At 70.9% G+C, this 22,154-nt stretch carries 21 protein-coding genes; 5 read left to right on the top strand and 16 right to left on the bottom strand.

Annotated elements, in window-relative coordinates:
* Window positions 1-325: 325 nt before the first annotated feature.
* From smc to ACZ6IM_RS35990, 3 genes are all read right to left on the bottom strand, one after another.
* Window positions 326-3,880, bottom strand: coding sequence for a chromosome segregation protein SMC (gene smc, locus ACZ6IM_RS35980; RefSeq protein ID WP_469562650.1), 3,555 nt, complete (start codon window positions 3,878-3,880; stop codon window positions 326-328).
* A gap of 252 nt (window positions 3,881-4,132) precedes the next feature.
* A complete protein-coding gene (locus ACZ6IM_RS35985; protein WP_003973418.1) occupies window positions 4,133-4,345 on the bottom strand; it encodes a hypothetical protein in 213 nt (70 codons plus the stop codon).
* Window positions 4,346-4,723: 378 nt separating this feature from the next.
* Complete coding sequence (locus tag ACZ6IM_RS35990) at window positions 4,724-5,005, bottom strand: acylphosphatase (protein WP_052838393.1); 282 nt, start codon at window positions 5,003-5,005, stop codon at window positions 4,724-4,726.
* Between the two features lie 183 nt (window positions 5,006-5,188).
* Here ACZ6IM_RS35990 and ACZ6IM_RS35995 point away from each other — a divergent pair, with 183 nt between their 5' ends.
* Window positions 5,189-6,385, top strand: coding sequence for a CAP domain-containing protein (locus ACZ6IM_RS35995; RefSeq protein WP_469562654.1), 1,197 nt, complete (start codon window positions 5,189-5,191; stop codon window positions 6,383-6,385).
* Window positions 6,386-6,405: 20 nt separating this feature from the next.
* Here ACZ6IM_RS35995 and ACZ6IM_RS36000 read toward each other — a convergent pair whose 3' ends face one another.
* The 4 genes from ACZ6IM_RS36000 to ACZ6IM_RS36015 are packed head-to-tail and all read right to left on the bottom strand — an operon-like array spanning window position 6,406 to window position 9,708.
* Window positions 6,406-7,647, bottom strand: coding sequence for a tyrosine-type recombinase/integrase (locus tag ACZ6IM_RS36000; protein WP_469562657.1), 1,242 nt, complete (start codon window positions 7,645-7,647; stop codon window positions 6,406-6,408).
* Window positions 7,647-7,841 carry a helix-turn-helix domain-containing protein gene (locus ACZ6IM_RS36005; RefSeq protein ID WP_070390434.1) on the bottom strand — a complete coding sequence of 65 codons (195 nt, stop codon included), beginning with the start codon at window positions 7,839-7,841 and terminating at the stop codon, window positions 7,647-7,649. The genes ACZ6IM_RS36000 and ACZ6IM_RS36005 overlap by 1 nt, the downstream gene beginning before the upstream one ends.
* The gene (repSA, locus tag ACZ6IM_RS36010; protein ID WP_469562721.1) at window positions 7,838-9,214 is read right to left on the bottom strand and encodes a replication initiator protein RepSA; all 1,377 of its coding nucleotides are present in this window, start codon (window positions 9,212-9,214) and stop codon (window positions 7,838-7,840) included. Before repSA ends, ACZ6IM_RS36005 begins: the two co-directional genes overlap by 4 nt.
* A 47-nt stretch (window positions 9,215-9,261) precedes the next feature.
* Entirely contained in the window at window positions 9,262-9,708 is a 447-nt protein-coding gene (locus ACZ6IM_RS36015; RefSeq protein ID WP_469562661.1) for a hypothetical protein, read from the bottom strand.
* A 273-nt stretch (window positions 9,709-9,981) separates the two neighbouring features.
* On the opposite strand from ACZ6IM_RS36015, the gene ACZ6IM_RS36020 reads away from it, so the two are divergent.
* The 4 genes from ACZ6IM_RS36020 (at window position 9,982) to ACZ6IM_RS36035 (ending at window position 12,811) form a co-directional block, all read left to right on the top strand.
* On the top strand, window positions 9,982-10,740 hold the full coding sequence (locus tag ACZ6IM_RS36020; protein ID WP_226486828.1) for a GntR family transcriptional regulator: 759 nt from the start codon (window positions 9,982-9,984) through the stop codon (window positions 10,738-10,740).
* On the top strand, window positions 10,737-11,285 hold the full coding sequence (locus ACZ6IM_RS36025) for a P-loop nucleotide/nucleoside kinase family protein (protein ID WP_469562664.1): 549 nt from the start codon (window positions 10,737-10,739) through the stop codon (window positions 11,283-11,285). The genes ACZ6IM_RS36020 and ACZ6IM_RS36025 overlap by 4 nt, the downstream gene beginning before the upstream one ends.
* A gap of 583 nt (window positions 11,286-11,868) precedes the next feature.
* A complete protein-coding gene (locus ACZ6IM_RS36030; protein WP_469562667.1) occupies window positions 11,869-12,099 on the top strand; it encodes a hypothetical protein in 231 nt (76 codons plus the stop codon).
* Between the two features lie 307 nt (window positions 12,100-12,406).
* Window positions 12,407-12,811 (top strand): winged helix-turn-helix transcriptional regulator, encoded by a 405-nt coding sequence (locus ACZ6IM_RS36035; protein WP_052838395.1) that lies wholly within the window; start codon window positions 12,407-12,409, stop codon window positions 12,809-12,811.
* Here the strand turns inward: ACZ6IM_RS36035 and mutM are convergent.
* The 9 genes from mutM to ACZ6IM_RS36080 all read right to left on the bottom strand — a co-directional run bounded on the left by mutM (window position 12,801) and on the right by ACZ6IM_RS36080 (window position 22,024).
* Entirely contained in the window at window positions 12,801-13,661 is an 861-nt protein-coding gene (mutM, locus tag ACZ6IM_RS36040; RefSeq protein ID WP_469562670.1) for a bifunctional DNA-formamidopyrimidine glycosylase/DNA-(apurinic or apyrimidinic site) lyase, read from the bottom strand. The two genes, ACZ6IM_RS36035 and mutM, sit on opposite strands and share 11 nt — an antisense overlap.
* Before the next feature lie 103 nt (window positions 13,662-13,764).
* Window positions 13,765-14,595, bottom strand: coding sequence for a ribonuclease III (gene rnc / locus ACZ6IM_RS36045; RefSeq protein ID WP_052838397.1), 831 nt, complete (start codon window positions 14,593-14,595; stop codon window positions 13,765-13,767).
* A gap of 7 nt (window positions 14,596-14,602) precedes the next feature.
* The gene (gene rpmF / locus ACZ6IM_RS36050; protein WP_003951102.1) at window positions 14,603-14,776 is read right to left on the bottom strand and encodes a 50S ribosomal protein L32; all 174 of its coding nucleotides are present in this window, start codon (window positions 14,774-14,776) and stop codon (window positions 14,603-14,605) included.
* Between the two features lie 2 nt (window positions 14,777-14,778).
* Complete coding sequence (locus ACZ6IM_RS36055) at window positions 14,779-15,432, bottom strand: YceD family protein (protein WP_469562674.1); 654 nt, start codon at window positions 15,430-15,432, stop codon at window positions 14,779-14,781.
* 143 nt (window positions 15,433-15,575) lie between these two features.
* Window positions 15,576-16,688 (bottom strand): ATP synthase F0 subunit B, encoded by a 1,113-nt coding sequence (locus ACZ6IM_RS36060; protein WP_052838399.1) that lies wholly within the window; start codon window positions 16,686-16,688, stop codon window positions 15,576-15,578.
* Window positions 16,689-16,821: 133 nt separating this feature from the next.
* Window positions 16,822-17,301 (bottom strand): pantetheine-phosphate adenylyltransferase, encoded by a 480-nt coding sequence (gene coaD / locus ACZ6IM_RS36065; protein WP_052838400.1) that lies wholly within the window; start codon window positions 17,299-17,301, stop codon window positions 16,822-16,824.
* Between the two features lie 26 nt (window positions 17,302-17,327).
* Window positions 17,328-17,915 (bottom strand): 16S rRNA (guanine(966)-N(2))-methyltransferase RsmD, encoded by a 588-nt coding sequence (gene rsmD, locus ACZ6IM_RS36070; RefSeq protein WP_052838401.1) that lies wholly within the window; start codon window positions 17,913-17,915, stop codon window positions 17,328-17,330.
* Between the two features lie 55 nt (window positions 17,916-17,970).
* The gene (gene recG, locus ACZ6IM_RS36075; protein WP_052838402.1) at window positions 17,971-20,190 is read right to left on the bottom strand and encodes an ATP-dependent DNA helicase RecG; all 2,220 of its coding nucleotides are present in this window, start codon (window positions 20,188-20,190) and stop codon (window positions 17,971-17,973) included.
* Between the two features lie 79 nt (window positions 20,191-20,269).
* Window positions 20,270-22,024 (bottom strand): DAK2 domain-containing protein, encoded by a 1,755-nt coding sequence (locus ACZ6IM_RS36080; RefSeq protein ID WP_469562679.1) that lies wholly within the window; start codon window positions 22,022-22,024, stop codon window positions 20,270-20,272.
* Window positions 22,025-22,154: the final 130 nt, after the last annotated feature.

Raw genomic sequence — 22,154 nt, forward strand, 5'->3', positions numbered from 1 at the left:
TGTCGTAGCCGAACAGGAAACCGCCCATCGCGGCCGCCGCCGCGATGAAGATGACGTGCCCGAGATGATCGGGATGAGCCGTCCTGGCTCCTGAATTGGGTGCCTGCGATGTGCTGGCCACGTGTACTCCTCGGGCTACCGGCAACGCTGCCGGGGCGGTTCTCTCTTCGAGGTACCGACGAAGGGACCTGAAGGTAAAAGCAACGTTGCAGAGACTATGCCTTCAAGTTTCGAAGTCAATAGGACGACAGCTGTGAGTTTGGGAATGCTTTGAGCGTGTTGGAGCAGGACACACGTTCAAGAGTTGAAGCAGAGGAGGTGGGAGCTAACGCAGCCGCTGGCTGATGACCTTCGACACACCGTCGCCCTGCATGGACACGCCGTAGAGCGCGTCGGCGACCTCCATCGTGCGCTTCTGGTGCGTGATGACGATCAGCTGCGAGGCCTCCTGCAGCTCCTGCATGATCCGGATCAGCCGCTGCAGGTTGGTGTCGTCGAGCGCCGCCTCGACCTCGTCCATCACGTAGAACGGACTCGGCCGCGCCTTGAAGATCGACACCAGCATCGCCACCGCGGTCAGGGAGCGCTCCCCGCCGGAGAGCAACGAGAGGCGCTTGACCTTCTTGCCCGGCGGCCGGGCCTCGACATCCACGCCCGTGGTGAGCATGTTGTCGGGATCGGTCAGGATCAGCCGCCCCTCCCCTCCCGGGAAGAGCCGCCCGAAGACGCCCTCGAACTCCCGGGCGGTGTCCCGGAAGGCCTCGGTGAAGACCTGTTCGACGCGCTCGTCGACCTCCTTGACGACCTGGAGCAGGTCGGCGCGGGTCTTCTTCAGGTCCTCCAGCTGCTCACTGAGGAACTGGTGCCGCTCCTCCAGCGCCGCGAATTCCTCCAGGGCCAGCGGGTTGACCTTGCCGAGCTGCTGGTAGGCGCGCTCGGCGGCCTTCAGCCGCTTCTCCTGCTCGGAGCGGACGAACGGGCGGGGGCGGTTGCGCGGGTGCTCGGGGTCCTCCGGGAGCACCTCGCCCTCGGCGGGGGGCGAGGGCGGCACCTCTTGATGGGGGCCGTACTCGGCCGCGAGCCCCGCCGGTTCCACACCGAGTTCCTCCAGCGCCTTGGTCTCCAGCTGCTCGATGCGCAGCCGCTTCTCGGCGCCGAGTACCTCGCCCCGGTGAACTGAATCCGTCAACTTGTCCAGCTCCGCCTTGAGGTCGCGCCCGGCGGTGCGCGCAGCGGTCAGCTCCTGCTCGCGCCGGGCCTTGGCCGCCTCGGCGAGGGTGCGCTCCTCGTCGGCGCGGGCCAGCGAGACCTCGACGTGGGCGAGCAGCTGCCGGGCCCCGGCGGCGACCGCCTCGGCGACGGCCACCTCGTGCCGCAGCCTGGCCCGCCGCTGCTCGGCACGCGCGCGTGCCTCGCGTTCGGCGCGGGCGGCCCGGTCCAGGGAGTCGGCCCGTCCGGCCAGCCCCTTGACCCGCTCCTCGTGGGTACGGACCTGGAGACGGGCCTCCATCTCGGTCTGGCGGGCGTTGGCACCGTCGGCGGCCAGCCGGTCGCGCACCGAGGTGTCGGGCTCCTCCTCGACCGGCATCTCCTCCGCCACGGCCAGCCGCTCGGCCAGTTCCTCGACCTCCATGAGCGCCTTGTCCAGCGCCTCCTGCGCCCGGGCCGCCGCGGCGGCGGACCGTTCCGCCTCCCCGGCGGCGCCGCGTGCCTGTCCCGCGAGCCGGCCCAGCTGCTGGGCGACGGACGACTTCTCCCGGTCGGCGGCCCGGCGCCGCTCCCCCAGCTCCTCGACGAGCACGGCGCACTCCCGGCGCCGTGCGGCGGCCGCGTCCTGCGCCGCGGCCAGCTCCTCGCACCGCACGCCCAGCTCCGCCAGCTCGGTCGCGGCCTGGTCCACGGAGGCCTGCACCTCCAGGAGGCTGGGCGCCCCGGCGGACCCGCCCTGCGCGAAGTGGGCGCCCAGCAGGTCGCCCTCGGCGGTGACGGCGGTCAGCCCGGGGCGGGCGTAGACCAGGTCCTCGGCGTCCTCCAGGGTGGCCACGACGACGATCCCGCGCAGCAGCCGCCGTACGGCGGGCATGAGGTCCGCCGGTCCGTGGACCAGGTCGGCGGCGTACGGCGGTCCGTCGCCGCGCGGCTCGTGGGGTACGTCGTCGGGGGCGCCGGCGAGCAGCAGGGCGGCCCGGCCCGCGTCCTGCTTGCGCAGCAGGCGGATCGCGTCGGCGGCGGCCGCCGGGGAGGTCACCGCGAGGGCGTCGGCGGCGGCGCCGAAGGCGGTGGCCAGGGCGGTCTCGTGGCCCGGGGTCACGGTGAGGAGTCCGGCGGCGGGACCGAGCAGGCCGGTCAGCCGGTCCTTGGCGGCGAGCAGCGTGCCGGTGCCGTCCTTGCGGCGCAGGCCCAGGGCCAGGGCCTCGTGCCGGGCCTGCGTGGCGGCGCGCTCGCGTTCGGCGGCGGTGGCCGACTCGCGGGCGGCAGCGAGAGCGGCCTCCGCCTCGGCCAGCTGCCGCTTGGCGGCCTCGTGCCGGTCGGCGAGTTCCTGGTCGTCGGCGTCGAGTCCGTCGACCTCGGCCTGGAGGGTCTCGTACTCCTCCTGCGCGGCGGCGGCCCGCTCCCTCGACTCGTCGCGGGCTTCGGCCAGGCGTTCGATCTCGGCCTGGGCGGAGGCGGCGCGGGACCGGGCGGCGCCGACCTGGCCGCTCAGCCGGGCCAGGCCCTCGCGGCGGTCGGCGATGGCGCGGGCGGCGTCCTTGAGACGGCGCTCCTCCACGGCCAGTTCGCGTTCGAGGTCGGCGCGGTGGGCGACCGTGTCCTCCAGGGCGTGTTCGGCCGCCTCCAGGGCCGCTTCCAGTTCCGCCTCCTGCTCGCGGACGCGGGCGGCCTCGCGCTCCAGTTCCTCCGGGTCGCGGCCCCGGCGCTCCTCGGGCGGCGCGGAGGTGGCGCTCTTGACGCGCGCGTCGGCCAGCGAAATCGTGCCGCGCACGCGTTCGGCGAGCTGGGACAGCTCGTACCAGGTCTGCTGGGCACGCTGGAGGCGCGGGGTGAGCCGGCGCACCTCGTCCTCCAGATCCGCCTCGCGGCGCAGCGCACGGCCCAGCTCCTGCTCGGCGGCCTCCCTGCGTTCCTTGAGCGCGGCCTCGTCGGCGATCTCGGCCTGGAGCGCCTCGCGCATCCGCACCAGGTCGTCGGCGAGGAGCCGGAGCCGGGCGTCGCGGAGGTCGGCCTGGATGACGGCGGCCCTGCGGGCGACCGCCGCCTGCCGGCCGAGGGGCTTGAGCTGGCGCCGCAGTTCGTCGGTGAGGTCCTGGACGCGGGCGAGGTTGGCCTGCATCGCGTCCAGTTTCCTGAGCGCCTTCTCCTTGCGCTTGCGGTGCTTGAGGACGCCGGCGGCCTCCTCGATGAAGGCCCGGCGTCCCATCGGGTCGGCGTGCAGGACGGAGTCGAGCTGCCCCTGGCCGACGATGACGTGCATCTCGCGGCCGATGCCGGAGTCGGAGAGGAGCTCCTGGATGTCGAGGAGGCGGCAGGTGTCGCCGTTGATCTGGTACTCGCTGCCGCCGTTGCGGAACATGATCCGCGTGATGGTGACCTCGGCGTACTCGATGGGCAGGGCGCCGTCGGAGTTGTCGATGGTCAGCGACACCTCGGCCCGGCCGAGCGGGGGGCGGCCGGTGGTGCCGGCGAAGATGACGTCCTCCATCTTGCCGCCGCGCAGCGACTTGGCGCCCTGTTCGCCCATGACCCAGCTGAGCGCGTCCACGACGTTGGACTTGCCCGAGCCGTTCGGGCCGACGACACAGGTGATGCCCGGCTCGAACCGGAGCGTGGTCGCCGAGGCGAACGACTTGAACCCTCGGAGGGTCAGGGCCTTCAGGTGCACGCCGTCGGACTTTACCTCTCGGGTGTGTCTCACTCCACGAACCGGTGAACCGACGCGGTTTCACCGGTGAACGTGCAGGGCACATCAGACGTTGAAGAGGGTGAAAGGTTGCGCGGGGACGGACATACGGCGGGCGGGACAGGGGGCGGAAAGAAAGAAGGGACGCCGAAGCGTCCCTTGCAGACTCAGACACCCGAGCGGTTGTACGGGCGGGCACAACCACTGCTGTGCCGTGGTGGAGCGATGCAGTGATCAGGTGAGCGCAGGCTCCGCCTGGTGTGCGTCAACGCTCTCCATGCTCTCCATGATCCTGTCGTGAGAAGCGGCAGCCGCCAACGCGTCGTTCTCCGCCTGGATTCGTCCGAGCTCGGATTCCAGGTCCTGGACGCGCTGCTGGAGCCGTCGCATCTCGGCGAGGAGTCGAGGGTCGGAGCCGCCGACGTAACCGAGAAGCGCCTTTGCCATGATGGATGGTCCTCCACAATGAGTGACGACCGAAGCGGTGTGGGTCGTGAGGGAATCGCACCCGCGGTGCTTGGCACTTTGGAGTTTTTACTGCCGTTCAACCATGCCAAACAGCTAAGGTGCGCGGGGCTTTCAGCGTCTCACCAAAAAGTTTGACGGTCAACACGATCACGCCCCGTACTGGCGGGCGCCCGGGGGCATGCGGCCGGGATACGGCGACGCTGCGACTCCTGCGGGCCCCTCGGGGCGTGGCGATCATTGTGCGTGCGGAGCCTGCCACGAGCGGCCGCCCTTGGCAACTACCTGCCCGTTTTCGCCCGGGCCGCCCCTGCGGGGAGGGTCGCCCCGGGCGCCAGCGGACCCTCACGCGCAGCGCCGTCAGCGGATGGCGAAGCCGTCATAGCCCCCGCGGGGTGTGTCCCAGATCTCGGTGACTCCGTCCACGCGTCCGGGCGTGTCGTCACCGCGCAGCCACGCGAGCAGGCCCTCGCAGCGCTCGCGCGGGCCCTCCGCGACGACCTGGACGCGGCCGTCGCCCAAATTGAGAGCAAAACCACTCATCCCGCCGAGTTCCAGCGCCCTGGCCCGCGTGAACCAGCGGAATCCCACGCCCTGGACCTGTCCGCGCACCCACGCGACCAGTCGTACATCCTCGCTCATGACTGCAACCTAACCAGTCAATGTCTCGCGGGACACTTCAGCCCCTGGCGCCATGCGGTACCGTCCCGACCCAGTGAATCTCACTTGAAACTCACTCGATCGTGTGAGTTCCGTGTTGATCGTGAGCACAGTCGACCGCGAGGGCACGCCCAGCGCGAGGACGAGGACGAGGAAGGCCAGGACATGGGACGCCACCGACGCTCCGCCGCCGGCCGCGCCGCCACGGGCCGCGCCGCGGGGGGCCGTCAGACGGACGGCACGGCGGGACGGGGCCACGATCCGCTGGCGCCGGACGCGGGCGAGGCCCCCACGATGGGAATCGCCCCCTATCTGAACCCCGAGGCCTACGCCGAGGTCCGCGCCAAGAGCGACGCCTACCTGTTCGCGGACGGCCCGGACGGCGAGGGCCCGCAGGCCGGCCGCACCGTCGCCTTCCCCAGTGGCGGGTACACGCCCGACGGCGGCTCGGTCCCCGGCGCGGCGCGACGGCGCCGCCGGAAGAAGGGTGCCACTCCGGTCCGCACCGGTCTGCTCGGCGTGTCCGCCGCGGTCGCCCTCGGCACGGTGGCGGTGGCCACCGGCGCGGTGCCCGGCCTCGACAACTACCGGCTCGGCGGCGGCAGCGGCGGGGGCGACCGGGTCCACGCCCAGGACGTCCCGACGAACAGCCCGTCCCAGCAGGGCGGCACCTCGGGCAGCGCCGACACCGGCCGGGGCGACGACGCCGCCACGAGCCGCGGCACCGACCGCTCCTCCTCTCCCTCCCGGTCCGCCCAGTCCCCGTCGCAGGAGGAGTCCGCCGAGGGCTCCCCGTCCTCCTCGCCGTCCTCGGCCTCCCCCTCCACCTCGGCACCGGCGGCCTCCAAGCCCGCGGCCCCGGCCGGGACACCGTCGAAGACCAGGAAGCCGAAGACGACGCCGAGCGCGAAGCCGAAGCCCACGCCCTCGCGCCCGGCCGCCCAGAAACCCGCGAAGCCCAGCACGCCCCCCGCTGTCTCCGAGCAGGCCGTCGCGCAGGCGCAGGTGCTCAAGCTGGTCAACGACGAACGGGCCAAGGTGGGCTGCAGCCCGGTGGCCGCGAACAGCGCCCTGCGGGAACTGGCCGAGGACTTCAGCCAGGCCATGGCGACCCAGGGCTTCTTCGACCACACCGACCCCAGCGGCGCGACCCCCTGGGACCGGGCAGCGGCAGCGGGCATATCCGGTCTCGGAGGCGAGAACATAGCCCGCGGCCAGGCCGACGCCCAGGCCGTGATGGACGCCTGGATGAACAGCCCCGACCACCGGGCCAACATCCTGAACTGCGACTTCAAGACCCTGGGAGTCGGCGTCCACTTCGGCTCCGGCGGCCCTTGGTGGACCCAGGACTTCGGCTATTGAGATAACCGCAGGTCAGAGGGCTAGGCGCCCTCGTGGGCCGTGTCGGGGCCGTCAGCGGCAGGGCCCCCGTCCGAGAAGACGCGGTCGACAGCGGCCCGGGTCCGGGTCCCGCTCGACGGCATCAGGTGCGTGTACGTCCGCAGCGTGAAGCCGGGATCGTGGTGCCCCAAGTACTCGCTGAGAGCCTTGATGCTCTCGCCCGCGTCCAGCAGGACCGAGGCGTAGAAGTGCCGCAAGGCGTGCATGCCGTTGTCCCGACCGGTCTCTACACTCGCTGCCCGAAGTGCCGGCCGCCAGACGCGATCGTTGAAGCGATTCCGGTCGAGCGGCAGCCCGGTGGGACCGGTGAAGATGAGCGATGCCGTGACCGGCGGACCGTCGAGGTTCTTCCAGGGAAGCGTGATCCGCGTCGCGGGGTGGCGCTTGAGGTGAGCGGCCAGGGCGAAGGCGACGGACTGAGGCAGAGGAACGTCACGCTCCTTGCCACCCTTCGGTGGAGCGAACACCGGCCTGTGCAGACGCAGTAGCTTGACCTGCCGGACGACGTGGACCACTCCCCCGAGGAAGTCGACGTCTTCCACGGCCAGGCCGAAGACCTCCCCTTGACGCAAGCCGCATCCGGCAGCGACGTTGACGAGCGCCTGATAGCGGTCCGGCAGGGCCGAGCGCACATCCATGATCCGCTCAGCAGGCCACGGCTTGACCTTGCGAGGCTCCAGACGCGGCGCACGCACGGACCGAGCGCTACACGGGTTGGCGCGGATGATCCGGTCTTCCACGGCGGAGGTGAACACCGTCGACACGTGGGCGAAGATGCCGCGTCGGTACCCGGCGGAGAGCCCACGGTCCTCCAGCGTCCGCAGCCAGACCCGCAGATGCGATGGTGTAAAGGAGGCCAGAGGCCGAGAGCCCAGGTACGGAATCGCGTGCAGGCGGAGACGGCTCTCCACCGACTCACGGGTCAGCGGGTCAGTGATCTGCGAGGCCATCCACTCAGTGGCGTACTGCTCGAACGTGACCTTGCCAGCCACGGGGTCCACGTAGTCGCCGCGCGACATGTCGGCCTCAATGTTGGCCAACCACTGTTCAGCCTTGCGCTTCTGCTTGTCAGGGAAGCTCTTGGACTTCTCGGAGCCGTCAGGGCCGACGTAGCGGGCGCGGTAGCGCAATCCGACGCCGAAGCGGTCGGTCTTGACCTTGACGGTCTTGCTGTCGGTGCCGGTCTCGACCTTGTACCAGCGGTCTTGCACGTGTCCGGCCATCAGGCGGCCCTCTCCATCTGGGACTCGACCCAGACGCGGACGTCTTCGGGGTCGAAGCGAAGGTGCCGGCCGACGCGGAAGCCGCGCGGTCCGGTCTGCTTGCGGCGCCACTGATAGACAGTCTCGACCGGGACACCGAGGAGGTCAGCCAGGTCGACCGGGGTCAGGTAGCGGTCGGGCAACGAGCGCTTCATGCCCACACCTCCATGTCGTCCATGTCAGGCAGGTCGGCGAGTGCTTCGCGTGCTGTCTCGCGGTTCAGGCGCAGCTCACGGGCGATCGATGCGGCCAGCCAGGATTCACCGGGGGTGTGGCCTTGTCCGGCGTAGGTCCAGTGGGCGAGTACGAGCGTGGAGCCCTCCGTGTCGTCGAGGTCTTCGGAGAGCCCGCGTTCGCGGCGTTCCTGGCGTGCGCGGTAGTCGGCGCGGACCTGGCGGAGGGCGCCGAGGGTGGTGGAGTACTGGCGGCTCTTGGTCGAGAAGTGCCCGCGGAAGCCGAGCATGTGAGCCCAGCGCGCCAGCAGGCGATCCGGGTAGGCGCCGTCCAGGTCCCAGCACGCTTCGATGAGCCGCCGGGTGTGCGCGGGCAGCGGCAGCTTGTCCAGCTCGGACAGCTCCCCGATCCGGCGGTCAACGGTGCCGGTGGTCTCGGCCGCCTTGGTGGCGTACTTGGCGACATAGGAAGCCACGGCCTGTTCCGTCAGCTCCTCGTGCCCGAGGGCGCCGATGGGCTGCACGTCGACCTGCTCACCCCACCGCAGCGTGCGGGCGGGGAACTCGCCGGACGCGGGGACCGGCACGGAAACCCGAGCAGCGGCAGCACGGATCGCGCCATCCAGGAGAGCGACCGTGGCCCACGCCGGCGGAGCGGTGTCGGGTCCGTCGGGTCCGTCGAGGCGCACCACGGCGTGGAAGTGGACGGAGCCGCGTTTCTGGAATTCGGCGACCTTGCCGAAGGAGACCCGGCACACCTCCTTCATGGCCGTCTGAGTGATCCCGGCGTGCGCGGCGATCTCGCGGCGCAGGTAGATGGTGAAGCGGCGCCACAGGTCGGAGGCGTAGTTGTTCCACAGCACCGCCCCCACGTAGTCGTACCGCTCCGGAGCGAGCGCCGTACCCAGCTCCGGCGCATCCTCGGCATGCGTGTGCCCGCAGCGGCAGCGCCCGGAGTCCGGCCGGTTGTGCACGGCCCCGAACGAGGGGGCGGTCAGGGTGGCGAAGACGCGGGGATGGTCCCGCACGGTGGCAGGCACGTCCTTGCGTTCGTCGCCCGTGATCCCGGAGCGGATCAGGTGGTAGGTGTCCCCGGCGTACGTCCAGGCGCAGGCCGGACAGCGGGAGGCACGGCGGTTCCCGCACGCGACCCGGAGGGCACCACCCGGCTCATGCTCGGTGCTGTAGGAGTAGAGCACGTCACCGGTCGCGCGGTCACGGGTGACGGTCTGGCCCATCAGGCGGATGGGGTGCGAGCAGCCGCCCGTGCGGCGAATCTGCTCCTGCCAGCGATCGAAGCCAGGCGAGTTCGCCACGCGCAACAGGTCAGCAAGGGTCACGGGGTCGGTGCCCATGGAGGCCGCAGCACCGGCCACGGCCTCCGGGGAAACGGGGAAGGCCGTCACGCGTACACCCGCCCCGGTGTCGGCATGAGCCCCTTGGGGTTGTGGCCAGGGCACGCCACCAGGGCCGAATCCGTCGGCTCATCCGGGTCGAAGCAGAACTCGGACCAGCCGGTACCGCCACAGAGGCAGGCCCCCTCGACCTGGACACGGCCGTTCCGCTCGCGAGCCGCTTCGCTCACCTCGATCATGAGGAGGGTGAGGGAGGCCAGACTCTCGGCGCGGTTCAGCCGGGCCGCCTGCGGGAAGCGCGCGTGGTGGGCCTTCTTCTGCTCGCTGGTCGCGACCTGGGACAGCATCCGGAAGCCACGCAGGAACGCGGCCGACTGGTAGAGGTCTTCCAGTCCCATCCGGAGGGCGCCCTGCACGATCCACGCCTCGACCTGCGCCTCGTCACCGCGCTTGTAGACGTACTTGGTGGGCTTGTCCGACGCGTACAGCGCCACCGCCCGTTCCGCGTTCGATAAGTCCCTAACGCATACGGCGGGAGTGGTCGGGGCAACGTGCTCAGCAACCAGAGTTGCGGGCATGATGGGACTTCCCTTCCAGGGAGCCAGGGGCGGCGGTTCTTCTTGGCGGTTGAGCGCCGCCCCTGGGCAAGGCTTAGTGGTGCCGGGATGGTCCGTACAGCAGGTACATCCCTAAGGTTCCCTAGGGCACCTTAGGGTGTCAAGGGGTACGCTAGGGATGTAGCCAACTGAGACGAGGAGATGACCCCCATGGCAGACCAGGCCGACAATCGAGCGCCCTATGCGCAGATTGCCGCCCACTACGCAGAACTGATCACATCCGGTGAACTCCAGCCGGGCACACTTCTGCCGAGCATCAAGAACCTGTCGCAGGAGTGGAGCGTCAGCACTGCGACTGCCGAGAAGGCCCTGCGGAAGCTGCGCAACGAGGGCCTTGTCAGGGGCATCCATGGCATCGGAACCGAGGTCTTGGACCGTCCCGCTCCTATGTCCTCCGGGTCTCAGCGCCAGGACCGAGGTCGCCGCACCGGGTCCAGTTGGGGAACCGGCGAACGGTCCGACTCGCATCAGGCTTCGGTGGTGCCGGCGCCCGCGGAAGTGGCCCAGGCACTGGACCTCAAGCCCGGCTCGAACGTGATCCGACGCAGCCGGGTCTACCGCGACCGACACGGCATCGTCGCGCACTCCACGTCATGGATTCCCGCCCGGTACGGAGAGCTGATCCCTCAGCTCACGAGCAGCGAGCGACTTACCGGAGGAACCTCCCTGCAACTCATCGCGCAGGCAACCGGCCGCCCGATCACGCACCGGTTCGACACCGCGTCGGCTCGGCTGCTCACTCCGGATGACGCGAAGCTGTTGGAGCTGGACCCCGAGAAGGCCCCGCGGGACCCGGCAGTCGTCATGACTGCGAGGTTCGTCGACAGCGAAGGCGCAGTCGTTGAGTACGGCGTCGACCTCGGCGGCCCTGGGCGCACGTGGCAGACGGAATCGGAAGTCACTCAGTGAACCGCGCTCGCCAACCGTTCTGTGTCCTCATGGTGGGACTTCCCGGCTCAGGGAAGACGACTCTGGCCCGTGCTCTGACAGCACGAGGGTTCGTCAGGCTCTGCCCGGACGAGGAGATGTTCCGTCGTCATGGGGTGTACGGGGTCGACTTTCCCCGAGGGACGTTCCCGACCCTTGAGCGGCCGATCCTCGAAGAGACTGCCGTGCAGCTCCGCGAGGAACTCCAGGCCGGTCACGACGTGGTGGTCGACCACGGCTTCTGGACTCCGGAAGACCGGGCCCACTGGCGATCGATCGCTACCGAAGCTAGCGCGATTTCGGTGGTCGTCTACCTGGAGGCCAGCCACGAAGAGCTGTGGTCGCGCGTCAACAAGCGCAATGCTCGGCATGAGGACGATCCGAACTCGATCTACTTCGCCGAAAGCGACCTACTCCGCTACCGCAAGCGATTCGTCGCCCCGGAGCCCGGTGAACCGCACATCGTCTACAGCGGCGATCCTGAGGCCGTTCTCAAGACCCTGCAATCAGAGCAGACCAGCCCATAGCCCGAGACCGCAGGCACCCAGCCGACACAGGCACGAGTTACAGGTTTCTCTACCTCATCAAGCCCCGGCTGCGCTCCGCTCCGCCGGGCGCGCTTCCCGGCTCCGCTCCGGGCGCCGCTCCTGCCTTCGGCCCGCTCCGCCCGCGCTGCGCCGACGCGCGCCCTGATAAGGGTTGGCCGGCGGCATGAGGTCAGAACACGTCGTGGCTGGGGCGGTCGGCTCCACGGCTTTAGGCAGCCACTTTGGGGCGAGCCTCTAAGATCTTGGCCCCAACGTCGTGCTTTAACGGGCAGGTCCACAGACTGCCCGACTCGCCATCAGCTTACGGGGCCAAGATCACTCGCCCCAAAGCAGCTCCAGCCCAAAGCCGCTACGCCGACCTCTCGGTCTCCTGCCCCGCTCACCGAGTGACAAGTACGAAGGTCGCGCCCCACCAACATCCTGCGTACGCAGGAACCTGGCCCCCACCAGGCAGTGATTGCGAGCCTATCGCCAGCCACACTCAAAGCAAGGAAAGCCCACCTAGTCGCACAGGCTTCCCGGCGAGAGCGACAAGGTGGGCGCGAACCGAAGGAGGCTCAACATGAGTGTTGCTGCACGACCATGGGACTTGTCAAACCCTGAACGCAAACTCGTAGTGATCACGGTCGTGATCGTGCTGGTGATCCTTTGGAGCGACGCTGCCCGGGTGCTCGGACAGACACTCGAGATCATTGCTCTTCTTTCCGCGTCCTTCACGATGCACGTACAGCGACGGAGTACAGCAACCTCATCGATCTTTGCTTGCTCCGCAAGCACTCTGCCAACCGGCTGATGAGGTAAACGACCCTCAGCGAGCCACCTGCCCGTAGTTCGCATCGAAGGGCAACACCATGACACCCCCGCCCGGGCCGTCTCTGGGCCGTGCGGGGGTGCTCAACGACGACCAACGCTGACAACAACCGACAGCTAAGTCGCAGGTCGCAGCGTTGATCGATTACGTGGCCGCAGGTCAAAGGCCCGACCCCGCACTTCTTCGGCTACTGACCACCCCGGACGGCGCTGCGACGGGGCCGGCTCCGGCGCTGTCCCCCGCTCAGCGCGACCTGCGGGGCAGCGCTGTGCTCGCGTACGCTGTAGGCATGTCGACCACGCAGGAGCGCACGGCGGAGCAGGATCTGCCGTACGACGTGTTCTCGCGGGCCTGTCCCTCGCGCGGCACCCTGGAGCACGTCACGGGGCGCTGGGGCGGGCTGACGCTCGGCGCGCTGTACGAGAGTTCCCTCCGGTTCAACGAGCTGCGGCGCCGGGTGGACGGCGTCAGCGAGAAGATGCTGGCCCAGACCCTGCACGCGCTGGAGCGCGACGGGCTGGTGCACCGGGAGGCCCAGCCGACCAACCCGCCTCGGGTGGACTACGAGCTGACGCCGCTCGGGCGCGAGGTGGCCGAGCGGCTGAGGGCGCTCATCCAGTGCCTGGAGGGCCGGATGGACGAGGTGCTGGCATCGCGCGAGCGCTACGACGCGCAGCGGATGCCTACGGCGTGATCCTCGGCGCCCGCTGGCACTTCGGACAGAAGTAGCTGGAGCGGTTCATCCACGGCCGGCGGCGCATCGGTGTGCCGCAGCGCCGGCAGGGCAGGCCCTCGCGGCCGTACGCGTCGAGCGAGCGGTCGAAGTAACCGGACTCTCCGTTGACGTTGACGTACAGGCTGTCGAAGCTGGTGCCGCCGACGGCGAGGGCGGCGTTCATGACGTCCCGGACGTGGCCGAGGAGTTCGGTGGTGCGGGGGCGGGTGAGGGTCGCCGTGGGGCGTTCGTAGTGCAGACGCGCGCGCCACAGGGCCTCGTCGGCGTAGATGTTGCCGACGCCGCTGATCAGTGACTGGTCGAGCAGGGCCCGTTTGACCGTGGTGCGCTTGCGGCGCAGGGCGCGGTGGAACGCCTCGTCGTCGAAGAGCGGGTCCAGCGGGTCGCGGGCGATGTGCGCGATGACGTCGGGCAGTCCGTCGGGGGTGGTCTCGTGCAGCGAGAGGCCGCCGAAGGTGCGCTGGTCGACGAAGCGGAGTTCGGTGCCGAGGGCGTCGGCGAAGCGGACGCGGATGCGCAGGTGCTTCTCGGCGGGTGTCTCGTGCGGCTGGACCAGGAGCTGGCCGCTCATGCCGAGGTGGGCGAGGACCGCCTGGTCGGTGTCCTCCAGGGGCAGCCACAGGTATTTGCCGCGGCGGCTGGGTGTGCCGACCCGATGGCCCTCGATGCGGTGGGCGAAGTCGTCGGGTCCGGCGAGGTGCCGGCGTACCGCGCGCGGGTGCAGTACCTCGGCGTCGGCGACGGTCCGGTGGGCGACCCAGCGCTCCAGGCCGCGCCGTACGACCTCTACCTCGGGCAACTCGGGCATGGCTTCCCCTCGGATGGGCCGGTGGGCCGGGCTGGTGGACGGGCGACGAGCCGAACGCCCGCCCCGGAGGCGGGGCGGGCGTTCGGACCGTGCGGTGGACGGTTCAGGCGGAGGCGGACGCCTCGTCGGTGTCCAGGTCGACGGCGTTCGCCGTCGCCTTGGCTCGCTCGTCCGCCGCGGCCCGGATGGACCGCCACGCGGATTCCGCGGCCTGCTGCTCCGCCTCCTTCTTGCTGCGGCCGGTGCCGGTGCCGTACGAGACGCCTCCGACGCGGGCGGCAGCAGTGAAGGTCTTCTCGTGGTCGGGGCCGGTCTCCGTGACCAGGTACTCGGGGACGCCGAGCCCTTCGGTCGCGGTGAGCTCCTGGAGGCTGGTCTTCCAGTCCAGGCCGGCACCGAGGTTGGAGGACTTCTCGATCAGCGGGTCGAACAGGCGGTGCACCAGTTCGGAGGCCGCGTCGAGGCCCTGGTCGAGATAGACCGCGCCGATCACCGCTTCGAGGGTGTCGGCGAGGATGGACGCCTTGTCCCGGCCGCCCGTGCCCTCTTCACCGCGGCCGAGCCGGATGAAGGAGCCGAGTTCGAGCCCACGGCCCACCTCCGCCAGCGCACGCGAGTTGACCACCGCGGCCCGCAACTTGGCCAGCTGGCCTTCGGGCAGGTCGGGGTGGGTGCGGTACAGCGTGTCCGTGACGACAAGGCCGAGGACGGAGTCACCGAGGAACTCCAGCCGCTCGTTCGTCGGCAGACCGCCGTTCTCGTACGCGTAGGAACGGTGGGTCAGTGCACGCACCAGAAGGGCGGACTCGAGCTGATAGCCGAGCCGCCCTTCCAGAAGCGTGTGGGACGAGGCCTGGGTGTCCGCCTTCTTCTTGGCGGGTGGGTCCGCCTTGGCGTCTTCCGCCTTCTTGGGGACTGACACAGTGCCTCTCACCAGCCGCTCAGACCTCGAGGACCTGGCGCTTGTTGTAAGTGCCGCAAGACGGGCACGCGATGTGCTGCTGCTTGGGCTCGTGGCAGCGCTCGCACGCAACCAGGGTGGGGACCGCAGCCTTCCACTGCGACCGGCGGTGGCGCGTGTTGCTGCGCGACATCTTCCGCTTCGGAACAGCCACGGCTACTTCTCCTGCTTCTCGGCGGCGTCCGCGGAGTCTGCCCCGTCGCCGCTCATCTCGTCCTTCTCGCCGTCTCCGAGTGAACCGGCGAGTCCCTGCAATGCCGCCCAACGGATGTCGACGGCGTCGTGGTGGTGGTCCGGGTCGTCCGACAGGCGCACTCCGCACTCGGAGCACAGGCCCTGGCAGTCTTCCTGGCACACCGGCTGCATCGGCAGTGCGAGCACCGCCGCGTCGCGCAGCACGGGTTCGAGGCCGATCAGTCCGTCCTCGACGAAGTACCTGTCCTCGTCGTCCTCGGCGTCGTCGCCCGGTTCCGCCACGGGGCGGCCACGGTCGTCGGCGTCAGGGTACGAGAACAGCTCCTGGAAGTCCGCTTCGAGCTGCTGCTCCAGCGGCTCCAGACACCTTACGCACTCCCCCTCGGCCCTGGCACGGGCGGTGCCTGTGACGAGCACCCCTTCCATGACCGACTCGAGCCGGAGATCGAGCTCCACCGGGGCGCCTTCCGGCACTCCGATGACTCCCTGGAGACCGAAGTCCTTGGGAGCGTCGACCGTGCGGGTCAGGCGCTGGAGCGCACCGGGCCGCCGTCCCAGCTCGTGCGTGTCGAACACGAGGGGGTCGCGGTGGTCGAGGCGCGCGTTCAGAACCATTCCTGCTTTCGGTCTTCGTGGGTTGGGGGTGCCGCCCTTCGGTGTTCCCGGGCAGCGGCGATCGCGGACGTACACGCGACCGAAGAGCCAGGATACTGGACCATTCGCTCTCGGCCCAATCCGGGCCGGGCACCCCCCTGCCGCTAGAGCCCGCGGCCCTGTTCGTACGCCCGCAGCTGCTCGGCGCTGATCATGCTGGTGTCGAAGAGGCTGGTCTCGTCGAGCGCCTGCGGCTGGGTCTGCGGGGCGTGCGGGGGCTGCTGCGGCTGCGGGGGCTGGACGTAGCCCTGCTGCGCCTCGTACGCCTGCTGCCCGCCGTCGTACTGGTAGGCGTACGGGTCGGCGCCCTGCTGCTGGTAGCCGTACGGGTCCTGCCCGCCGTCGTAGGTCTGCTGGTAGGCGGCGTACGGATCGGGCTGCTGGGATGCGTAGCCGTACGCCGGTTCCTGGGCCGGCATCTCCGGTACGGCCTGCGCCGGCACCTGGGCCGCCGCCGGCTCCGGCTCGCCGTACTGGGGCTGCCTGGGCTGCTCGGCGGCGGAGGGATCGGAGAGGCCCGCGAGGTAGTCGGCGTCGCTGGAGTGCTGGACGGTGGTCATGTCGTCCGCGAGGACGCCGAGGTCGTCGGTGGCGATCCGGCCGTGCAGCTTCTGGCGGCCTCGGCCGACCGCGTCCAGGGTCTTGGCCAGGACCGCCTCGAAGGCGCCGAGCTTGGTGTCGACGTAGGCGTCGGCGTCGCGGCGCAGGGTCTCCGGGTCGTGGCTGCGCTCGGGGGCGTCCTCGTCCTCGTAGCCGTTCTCGTCGAGGCCGGGTCCGGTGCCGAGGAGCTTCTCGCGGCCCCGGCCGACGGAGCCGAGGGTCTTGGTGAGGACGACCTCGAAGTTGGCGAGCTTGGAGTCCACGTAGTCGTCGGCCTCGGCGCGGATCTCCTCGGCCTCCTGGCGGGCCTCGGCGAGGATCCGGTCGGCCTCGGCCTGGGATCGGCGGGCGACCTCGGTGCCGGCGATCAGGGAGCCGCGCTCGGCGTGCGCGCTCTCGATGATCCGGTCGGCCTCCTGGCGGGCCTGCGCGACCATCTGCTCGCGGTCGCCGATCAGCTCCTGGGCCTGGGCGAGCGAACCGGGCAGCTGTGCGCGCAGCTCTTCCAGCATCGAGAGCAGTTCGGCGCGGTTGACCACGCACGAGGCCGACATGGGCATGGCGCGGGCGCCGGAGACCATCGCGGTGATCTCGTCGAGCTTGTTCTGCACGTCCACCGTGTGCTCGCCACTCTCTACAGCTGTGTTGGAGACGGACGGGACGACTGTACGACCCTGGGGTGTCCCGGGGACACCGGGTGACGGGTTGTCAGTCTCCGGGGGCCGTGGCGGTGGCCGTGCGACGGGGCGGTCAGCGGTTCCTCAGGCGCTCCGTGAGGGCGTCGAGGACCAGCGGCGGCACCAGGTGGGCGACGTCGCCGCCCCAGGTCGCGACCTCCTTGACCAGGGAGGACGACAGGAAGCTGTAGGTGGGGTTGGTGGGGATGAAGAGGGTCTCCACACCGGAGAGGCCGTTGTTCATCTGGGCCATCTGAAGCTCGTAGTCGAAGTCGCTGACCGCGCGCAGGCCCTTGACGATGGCGGGGATCTCGCGCTGCTTGCAGAAGTCGACGAGCAGACCGTGGAAGGACTCGACGCGGACGTTCCCGTACTCGGCGGTGACCTGGCGGATGAGGTCGATCCGCTCCTCGATCTCGAACAGGCCCTTCTTCGCCTGGTTGATCATCACGGCGACGTAGACCTCGTCATAGAGGCTGGAGGCCCGGGCGATGATGTCGAGGTGTCCGTTGGTGATCGGGTCGAACGACCCGGGACAGACGGCACGGCGCACTTGTGTTCCCTCGCTCTCCGGTCCGGTCATCGTGCGTCTTCGCACGTAGAGGCGGCGCGACCGTACCAAAACGTTCCCTCGCCGTAGCGACGGGCCCGGATCGCTTCGAAGCCGTGCGGCCAGCGGAATTCGCCGCCCCTGGTGCTGCGCTCCACGGTGACGAGCGCTTCCGCCCCGAGCCACCCCTCCGTACGGAGTGTGAGCAGGATCTCGCGAAGATCGTCGTCCGAGACGGCGTACGGCGGGTCCAGGAAGACGACGTCGTACGGCTCCTCCGGGGCCGGGGTGCGGATGATCTGTTCCGCTTTGCCCGCCCTGACCTCGGCGCCGGGCAGACCGAGGGACGTGACGTTCTCCCGGACCGTGCGGGCGGCACGGGCGTCGGCCTCGACGAGCAGGACGTGCCCCGCGCCCCGCGAGAGCGCCTCCAGGCCGACGGCGCCGGAACCCGCGTACAGGTCGAGGACCCGCTCGCCGTCCAGCGGGCCGCCGAGCAGGGACTGCCAGGTGGAGAACAGGCCCTCGCGCGCGCGGTCGGAGGTGGGACGGGTGCCGGTTCCCGGCGGGACGGCCAGTCGACGTCCGCCGGCCTTGCCGGCGATCACGCGGGTCATTTCTGGGTCCTTGTCGGTGTGCTCGGGTGGAGGGACGGTGTCCGCTGCCAGTCTCTCAGCCCTTCTCCAGGTACTGCTCCCGCTCCTCGTCCAGCAGTGCCTCCAGGGCCGTGCGCAGCCCCGGCAGACCGGTCAGCTCGGGGTCGGCGGCGACGACGGCCGCCGCCTCCTGCCTCGCCTCCGCGATGATCTCCTCGTCCTCGATGACGGCGAGCACGCGCAGGGAGGTGCGGGCGCCGGACTGGGCCTGGCCGAGCACGTCGCCCTCGCGGCGCTGTTCGAGGTCGATGCGGGAGAGCTCGAAGCCGTCGCGGGTGCTCGCGACCGCGTTCAGCCGCTGGCGGGCCGCGCTCGCCTCGGGCATCTCGCTGACCAGCAGGCACAGGCCGGGAGCGGAACCGCGCCCGACCCGGCCGCGCAGCTGGTGCAGCTGGGAGACGCCGAAGCGGTCGGCGTCCATGATCACCATCGCGGTGGCGTTGGGGACGTTCACGCCGACCTCGATGACAGTGGTGGCGACCAGGACGTCGGTCTCCCCGGCGGCGAAGCGGCGCATCACCGCGTCCTTGTCGTCGGGCTGCATCCTGCCGTGCAGGACCTCGACCCTGAGCCCTTGGAGTGGTCCCTTGGCCAGTCCCTCGGCGACGTCGAGGACGGCCAGCGGGGGGCGCTTGTCGGCATCGCCCCCGGGGGGCTGCCCGGACTGCTTGGCGCCCTTCTTCGGATCCTCGTCCTCGTCGCCGATGCGGGGGCAGACGACGTACGCCTGGTGGCCGTTGGAGACCTCCTCGCGGACCCGCTCCCAGGCGCGGGCGAGGAAGTGGGGTTTGTCGGCGGCCGGGACGACGTGGCTGGCGATCGGGGACCGGCCGGCCGGGAGCTGGTCAAGGACGGAGGTCTCCAGGTCGCCGAAGACGGTCATCGCGACGGTGCGCGGGATGGGCGTGGCGGTCATGACGAGCAGGTGCGGGGGCTGCTTGCCCTTGCCGCGCAGGGCGTCGCGCTGCTCGACGCCGAAGCGGTGCTGCTCGTCCACGACGACCAGGCCGAGGTCGTGGAACTGGACCTTGTCCTCGATCAGCGCGTGGGTGCCGATGACGATGCCCGCCTCGCCGGTGGCCAGGTCGAGCAGGGCGTGCCGGCGGGCGGCGGCGCCCATGGAGCCGGTCAGCAGCACGACCTTGGTGGCGTGCTCGGCGCCGCCCAGCATCCCGCCCTCGGCCAGCTCGCCCATCATCTCGACGACCGACCGGTGGTGCTGCTGGGCGAGCACCTCGGTGGGCGCCAGCATCACGGCCTGCCCGCCCGAGTCGACGACGGCGAGCATGGCGCGCAGGGCGACCAGGGTCTTGCCGCTGCCCACCTCGCCCTGGAGCAGCCGGTGCATCGGGTGGTCGGTGGCGAGGTCGTCGAAGATCTCCCGGGAGACCTTCTGCTGGCCGTCGGTGAGGGTGAAGGGGAGACGGTCGTCGAAGGCGGTGAGCAGCCCGTCGGCGCCGGGCTTCCTGGGGACGGCGGGGAGCTGGGTCTCGGCGTGGCGGCGGCGGGCGAGGGCCACTTGGAGGACGAAGGCCTCGTCCCACTTCAGGCGGGCGCGGGCGTCCTCGATGTCGGCCTTGGTGTGCGGGCGGTGGATCTTGAGGAGGGCCTCGGGCAGGGAGACCAGGCCCCGGCCCTCGCGCAGGGAGCCGGGGAGCGGGTCGACGGCCTCCTGGGCACTGGGCAGCACCGTCTGGATCGCCTTGGCGAGCTTCCAGGACTCCAGCTTGGCGGTGGCCGGGTAGAGGGGGATGAGGGCGCCCGCCCAGGACTCGACGGTCTCCTCGCCTTCGGTGTCACCGCGCAGCAACTCGTACGCCGGGTGGGCCAGTTGCAGTCGGCGGTTGAAGACGGAGACCTTGCCGGCGAACATCGCGCGGGTGCCCGGCAGCAGTTCCTTGTGGGGTTTGTGGACGCCGTTGCCGAAGAAGACCAGTTGGAGGCGGCCGCTGCCGTCCGTGATGGTGACTTCGAGGCGCTGTCCCTTGCCGCGCGGGGCCTTCGAGGAGGCGAAGGTGTGCAGCCGGGCGTCGGCGACCTGGGCGACCACGGTGACGTGCTCGTCCATGGGGAGGTCGGCGAGGTGGGTGAGCTGACCGCGCTCCTCGTATCTCCTGGGGTAGTGGTGGAGGAGGTCGCCGACGGTGTGCAGGCCGAGGTGCTCGGCCATCACCTTCGCGGTGGCGGGGCCGAGGACCTTCTTCAGGGGTTCTCGCAGTGCGGGCACGAGATCCATTGCACACCACGCCACTGACAACGGCCCAGGGGAGCGCCGTACCGGCCTCCTCCCGGCCCTCCTGGTCCGCCTGCCCCCCTTACTCCACGCCGACCAGCAGCAGGGCGCCCTGCCGGCCGCCCCGGTAGACCACCGTGTCGACAGCGAGGTAGGCCTCCCGGACGCGGGCCTCCAGGTGGTCGGCGACGGCCGGGGGCGCCTCGTCGCCGAGGACCAGGGTGACCAGCTCGCCGCCGGCCGACAGCATGCGGTCCAGGACGGTCGCGGCGACCTGTGCGACGTCCGCGCCGATCACGGCCACGTCGCCGTCGATGAGGCCGAGCACGTCACCGGCCTGGCAGATGCCGGCCGTGGTCCAGGACTGGCGCTCGGCGACGGTGACCTCGGCGTGCCGGGTGGCGCCGGCCGCCGAGGTCATCGCCACCACGTCCTCGTCGAAGCGCCGCTCGGGCTCGTGCACGGCGAGCGCGGCGATGCCCTGGACCGCGGAGCGGGTCGGGATGAGGGCGACGCGGATGCCCTCGGCGCGGGCCTGCTCGGCCGCGGCGGCGGCGGTGTGGCGCAGCTCGGCGTCGTTGGGCAGCAGCACCACCTCGCACGCGTGTGCCCGCCGGACGGCCTGGACCAGTTCACCGCTCGCGGGCGGTTCCCCGGGGCGCGCGAGGAGGGTGGTCGCGCCGGCCTCGGCGTACAGCGCCGCCAGCCCCTCCCCCGGGACGACGGCCACCACGGCGCGCTGGGTGCGCTCCCGGGGCGGGCGCTCGGCCTTGGTGGTGTGCGCGTCGTCGTGCCCGAAGTGGGTGATGCGGATCCGATGCGGCCGCCCGGCCTCGACGCCCGCCTCCACTGCGGCGCCCGCGTCGTCGACATGCACGTGGACGTTCCACAGGCCGTCGCCGCCGACGACGACGAGCGAGTCCCCGAGGGCGTCGAGCCGTTGCCGCAGGCGGGCCACGGCCGCGTCCCCGGCCTCCAGAAGGTAGATCACCTCGAACGCGGGACCGCTCCCGGCCAGGTCGGCGGCGTGCTCCTCCCGCGTGGTGTGCTCCTGGGCCGCCGCGCACCCGCCGACCACGCACCCGCCCGCGCGGTCCTCGCCGCCGTGCTCCGCGCGCGCGTGCGGCACCGCGGCCGGACCCGGCGCCCGGCCCGTGAACGTCTCCACCAGGGCCCCGAGGACCGTCACCAGTCCGTGCCCGCCCGCGTCGACCACTCCGGCGCGCTCCAGGACGGCCAGCTGACCCGGGGTGGCGGCGAGCGCCGCGCGGGCACCCTCGTAGGCGGCGCGGGCCACCTCGGCGCAGCCGCCCTCGGTGCCGCCGGCCGCGTCGGCGGCGGCCGAGGCGACGGTCAGCACGGTGCCCTCGACCGGGTGGGCCACGGCCTGCCGGGCGGATCCGGCGGCATGCCGCAGGGCCAGCCGCAGTCCGGCGCCTTCGGTGTGGGCGCAGTCACCCCGCGCGGCGAGCACCTGGGCCATGCCGCGCAGCAGCTGCGCGAGGATCGTGCCGGAGTTGCCCCGCGCGCCGATCAGCGCGCCGTGCGCCATGGCGCCCACGGCGTCGGCCAGCGAGGGCCCGTCGTCCGCGTCCCGGGGAGCCTCGCCCGCGTCCCGGCGTCCCTCGTCCACCTCGTGCGCCGCGAAGACGGCCTCCACGGCGGCGACGGCGGACTCGACGGTCAGGTAGAGGTTCGTGCCGGTGTCCCCGTCGGCGACGGGGTAGACGTTGATCGCGTCGATCTCCTCGCGCGCCTGCCCCAGCGCGCGCAGCGACAGACCGCACCAGGTACGCACCGCCAGAGCGTCGAAGAACCTCTGCGGTACCTGCGCCACCTGCGCCTCCCTGAGCTGCGGACGTGGCTGGCAGCGTAGACCTCGGGGACCCGGCCCACCGGAAGAGGGCCGGGACGGGCCCCTGAGCTGCCGTGGTAGTTTCGTTGTACGGGAGCAGCCGTTGTATGCT

Source organism: Streptomyces sp. NPDC042336 (genome assembly GCF_055581985.1).

What these genes read in the sequence shown, in the direction of transcription:
- ACZ6IM_RS36030 (WP_469562667.1), top strand. Translation starts at nt 11,869, where the DNA reads ATGAGTGTTGCTGCACGACCATGGGACTTGTCAAACCCTGAACGCAAA.
- ACZ6IM_RS36055 (WP_469562674.1), bottom strand. Translation starts at nt 15,432, where the DNA reads ATGGTTCTGAACGCGCGCCTCGACCACCGCGACCCCCTCGTGTTCGAC.
- ACZ6IM_RS36020 (WP_226486828.1), top strand. Translation starts at nt 9,982, where the DNA reads ATGGCAGACCAGGCCGACAATCGAGCGCCCTATGCGCAGATTGCCGCC.
- repSA (WP_469562721.1), bottom strand. Translation starts at nt 9,214, where the DNA reads ATGGGCACCGACCCCGTGACCCTTGCTGACCTGTTGCGCGTGGCGAAC.
- recG (WP_052838402.1), bottom strand. Translation starts at nt 20,190, where the DNA reads ATGGATCTCGTGCCCGCACTGCGAGAACCCCTGAAGAAGGTCCTCGGC.
- mutM (WP_469562670.1), bottom strand. Translation starts at nt 13,661, where the DNA reads ATGCCCGAGTTGCCCGAGGTAGAGGTCGTACGGCGCGGCCTGGAGCGC.
- ACZ6IM_RS36000 (WP_469562657.1), bottom strand. Translation starts at nt 7,647, where the DNA reads ATGGCCGGACACGTGCAAGACCGCTGGTACAAGGTCGAGACCGGCACC.
- ACZ6IM_RS35995 (WP_469562654.1), top strand. Translation starts at nt 5,189, where the DNA reads ATGGGACGCCACCGACGCTCCGCCGCCGGCCGCGCCGCCACGGGCCGC.
- ACZ6IM_RS35985 (WP_003973418.1), bottom strand. Translation starts at nt 4,345, where the DNA reads ATGGCAAAGGCGCTTCTCGGTTACGTCGGCGGCTCCGACCCTCGACTC.
- ACZ6IM_RS36005 (WP_070390434.1), bottom strand. Translation starts at nt 7,841, where the DNA reads ATGAAGCGCTCGTTGCCCGACCGCTACCTGACCCCGGTCGACCTGGCT.
- ACZ6IM_RS35990 (WP_052838393.1), bottom strand. Translation starts at nt 5,005, where the DNA reads ATGAGCGAGGATGTACGACTGGTCGCGTGGGTGCGCGGACAGGTCCAG.
- rsmD (WP_052838401.1), bottom strand. Translation starts at nt 17,915, where the DNA reads ATGACCCGCGTGATCGCCGGCAAGGCCGGCGGACGTCGACTGGCCGTC.
- ACZ6IM_RS36035 (WP_052838395.1), top strand. Translation starts at nt 12,407, where the DNA reads ATGTCGACCACGCAGGAGCGCACGGCGGAGCAGGATCTGCCGTACGAC.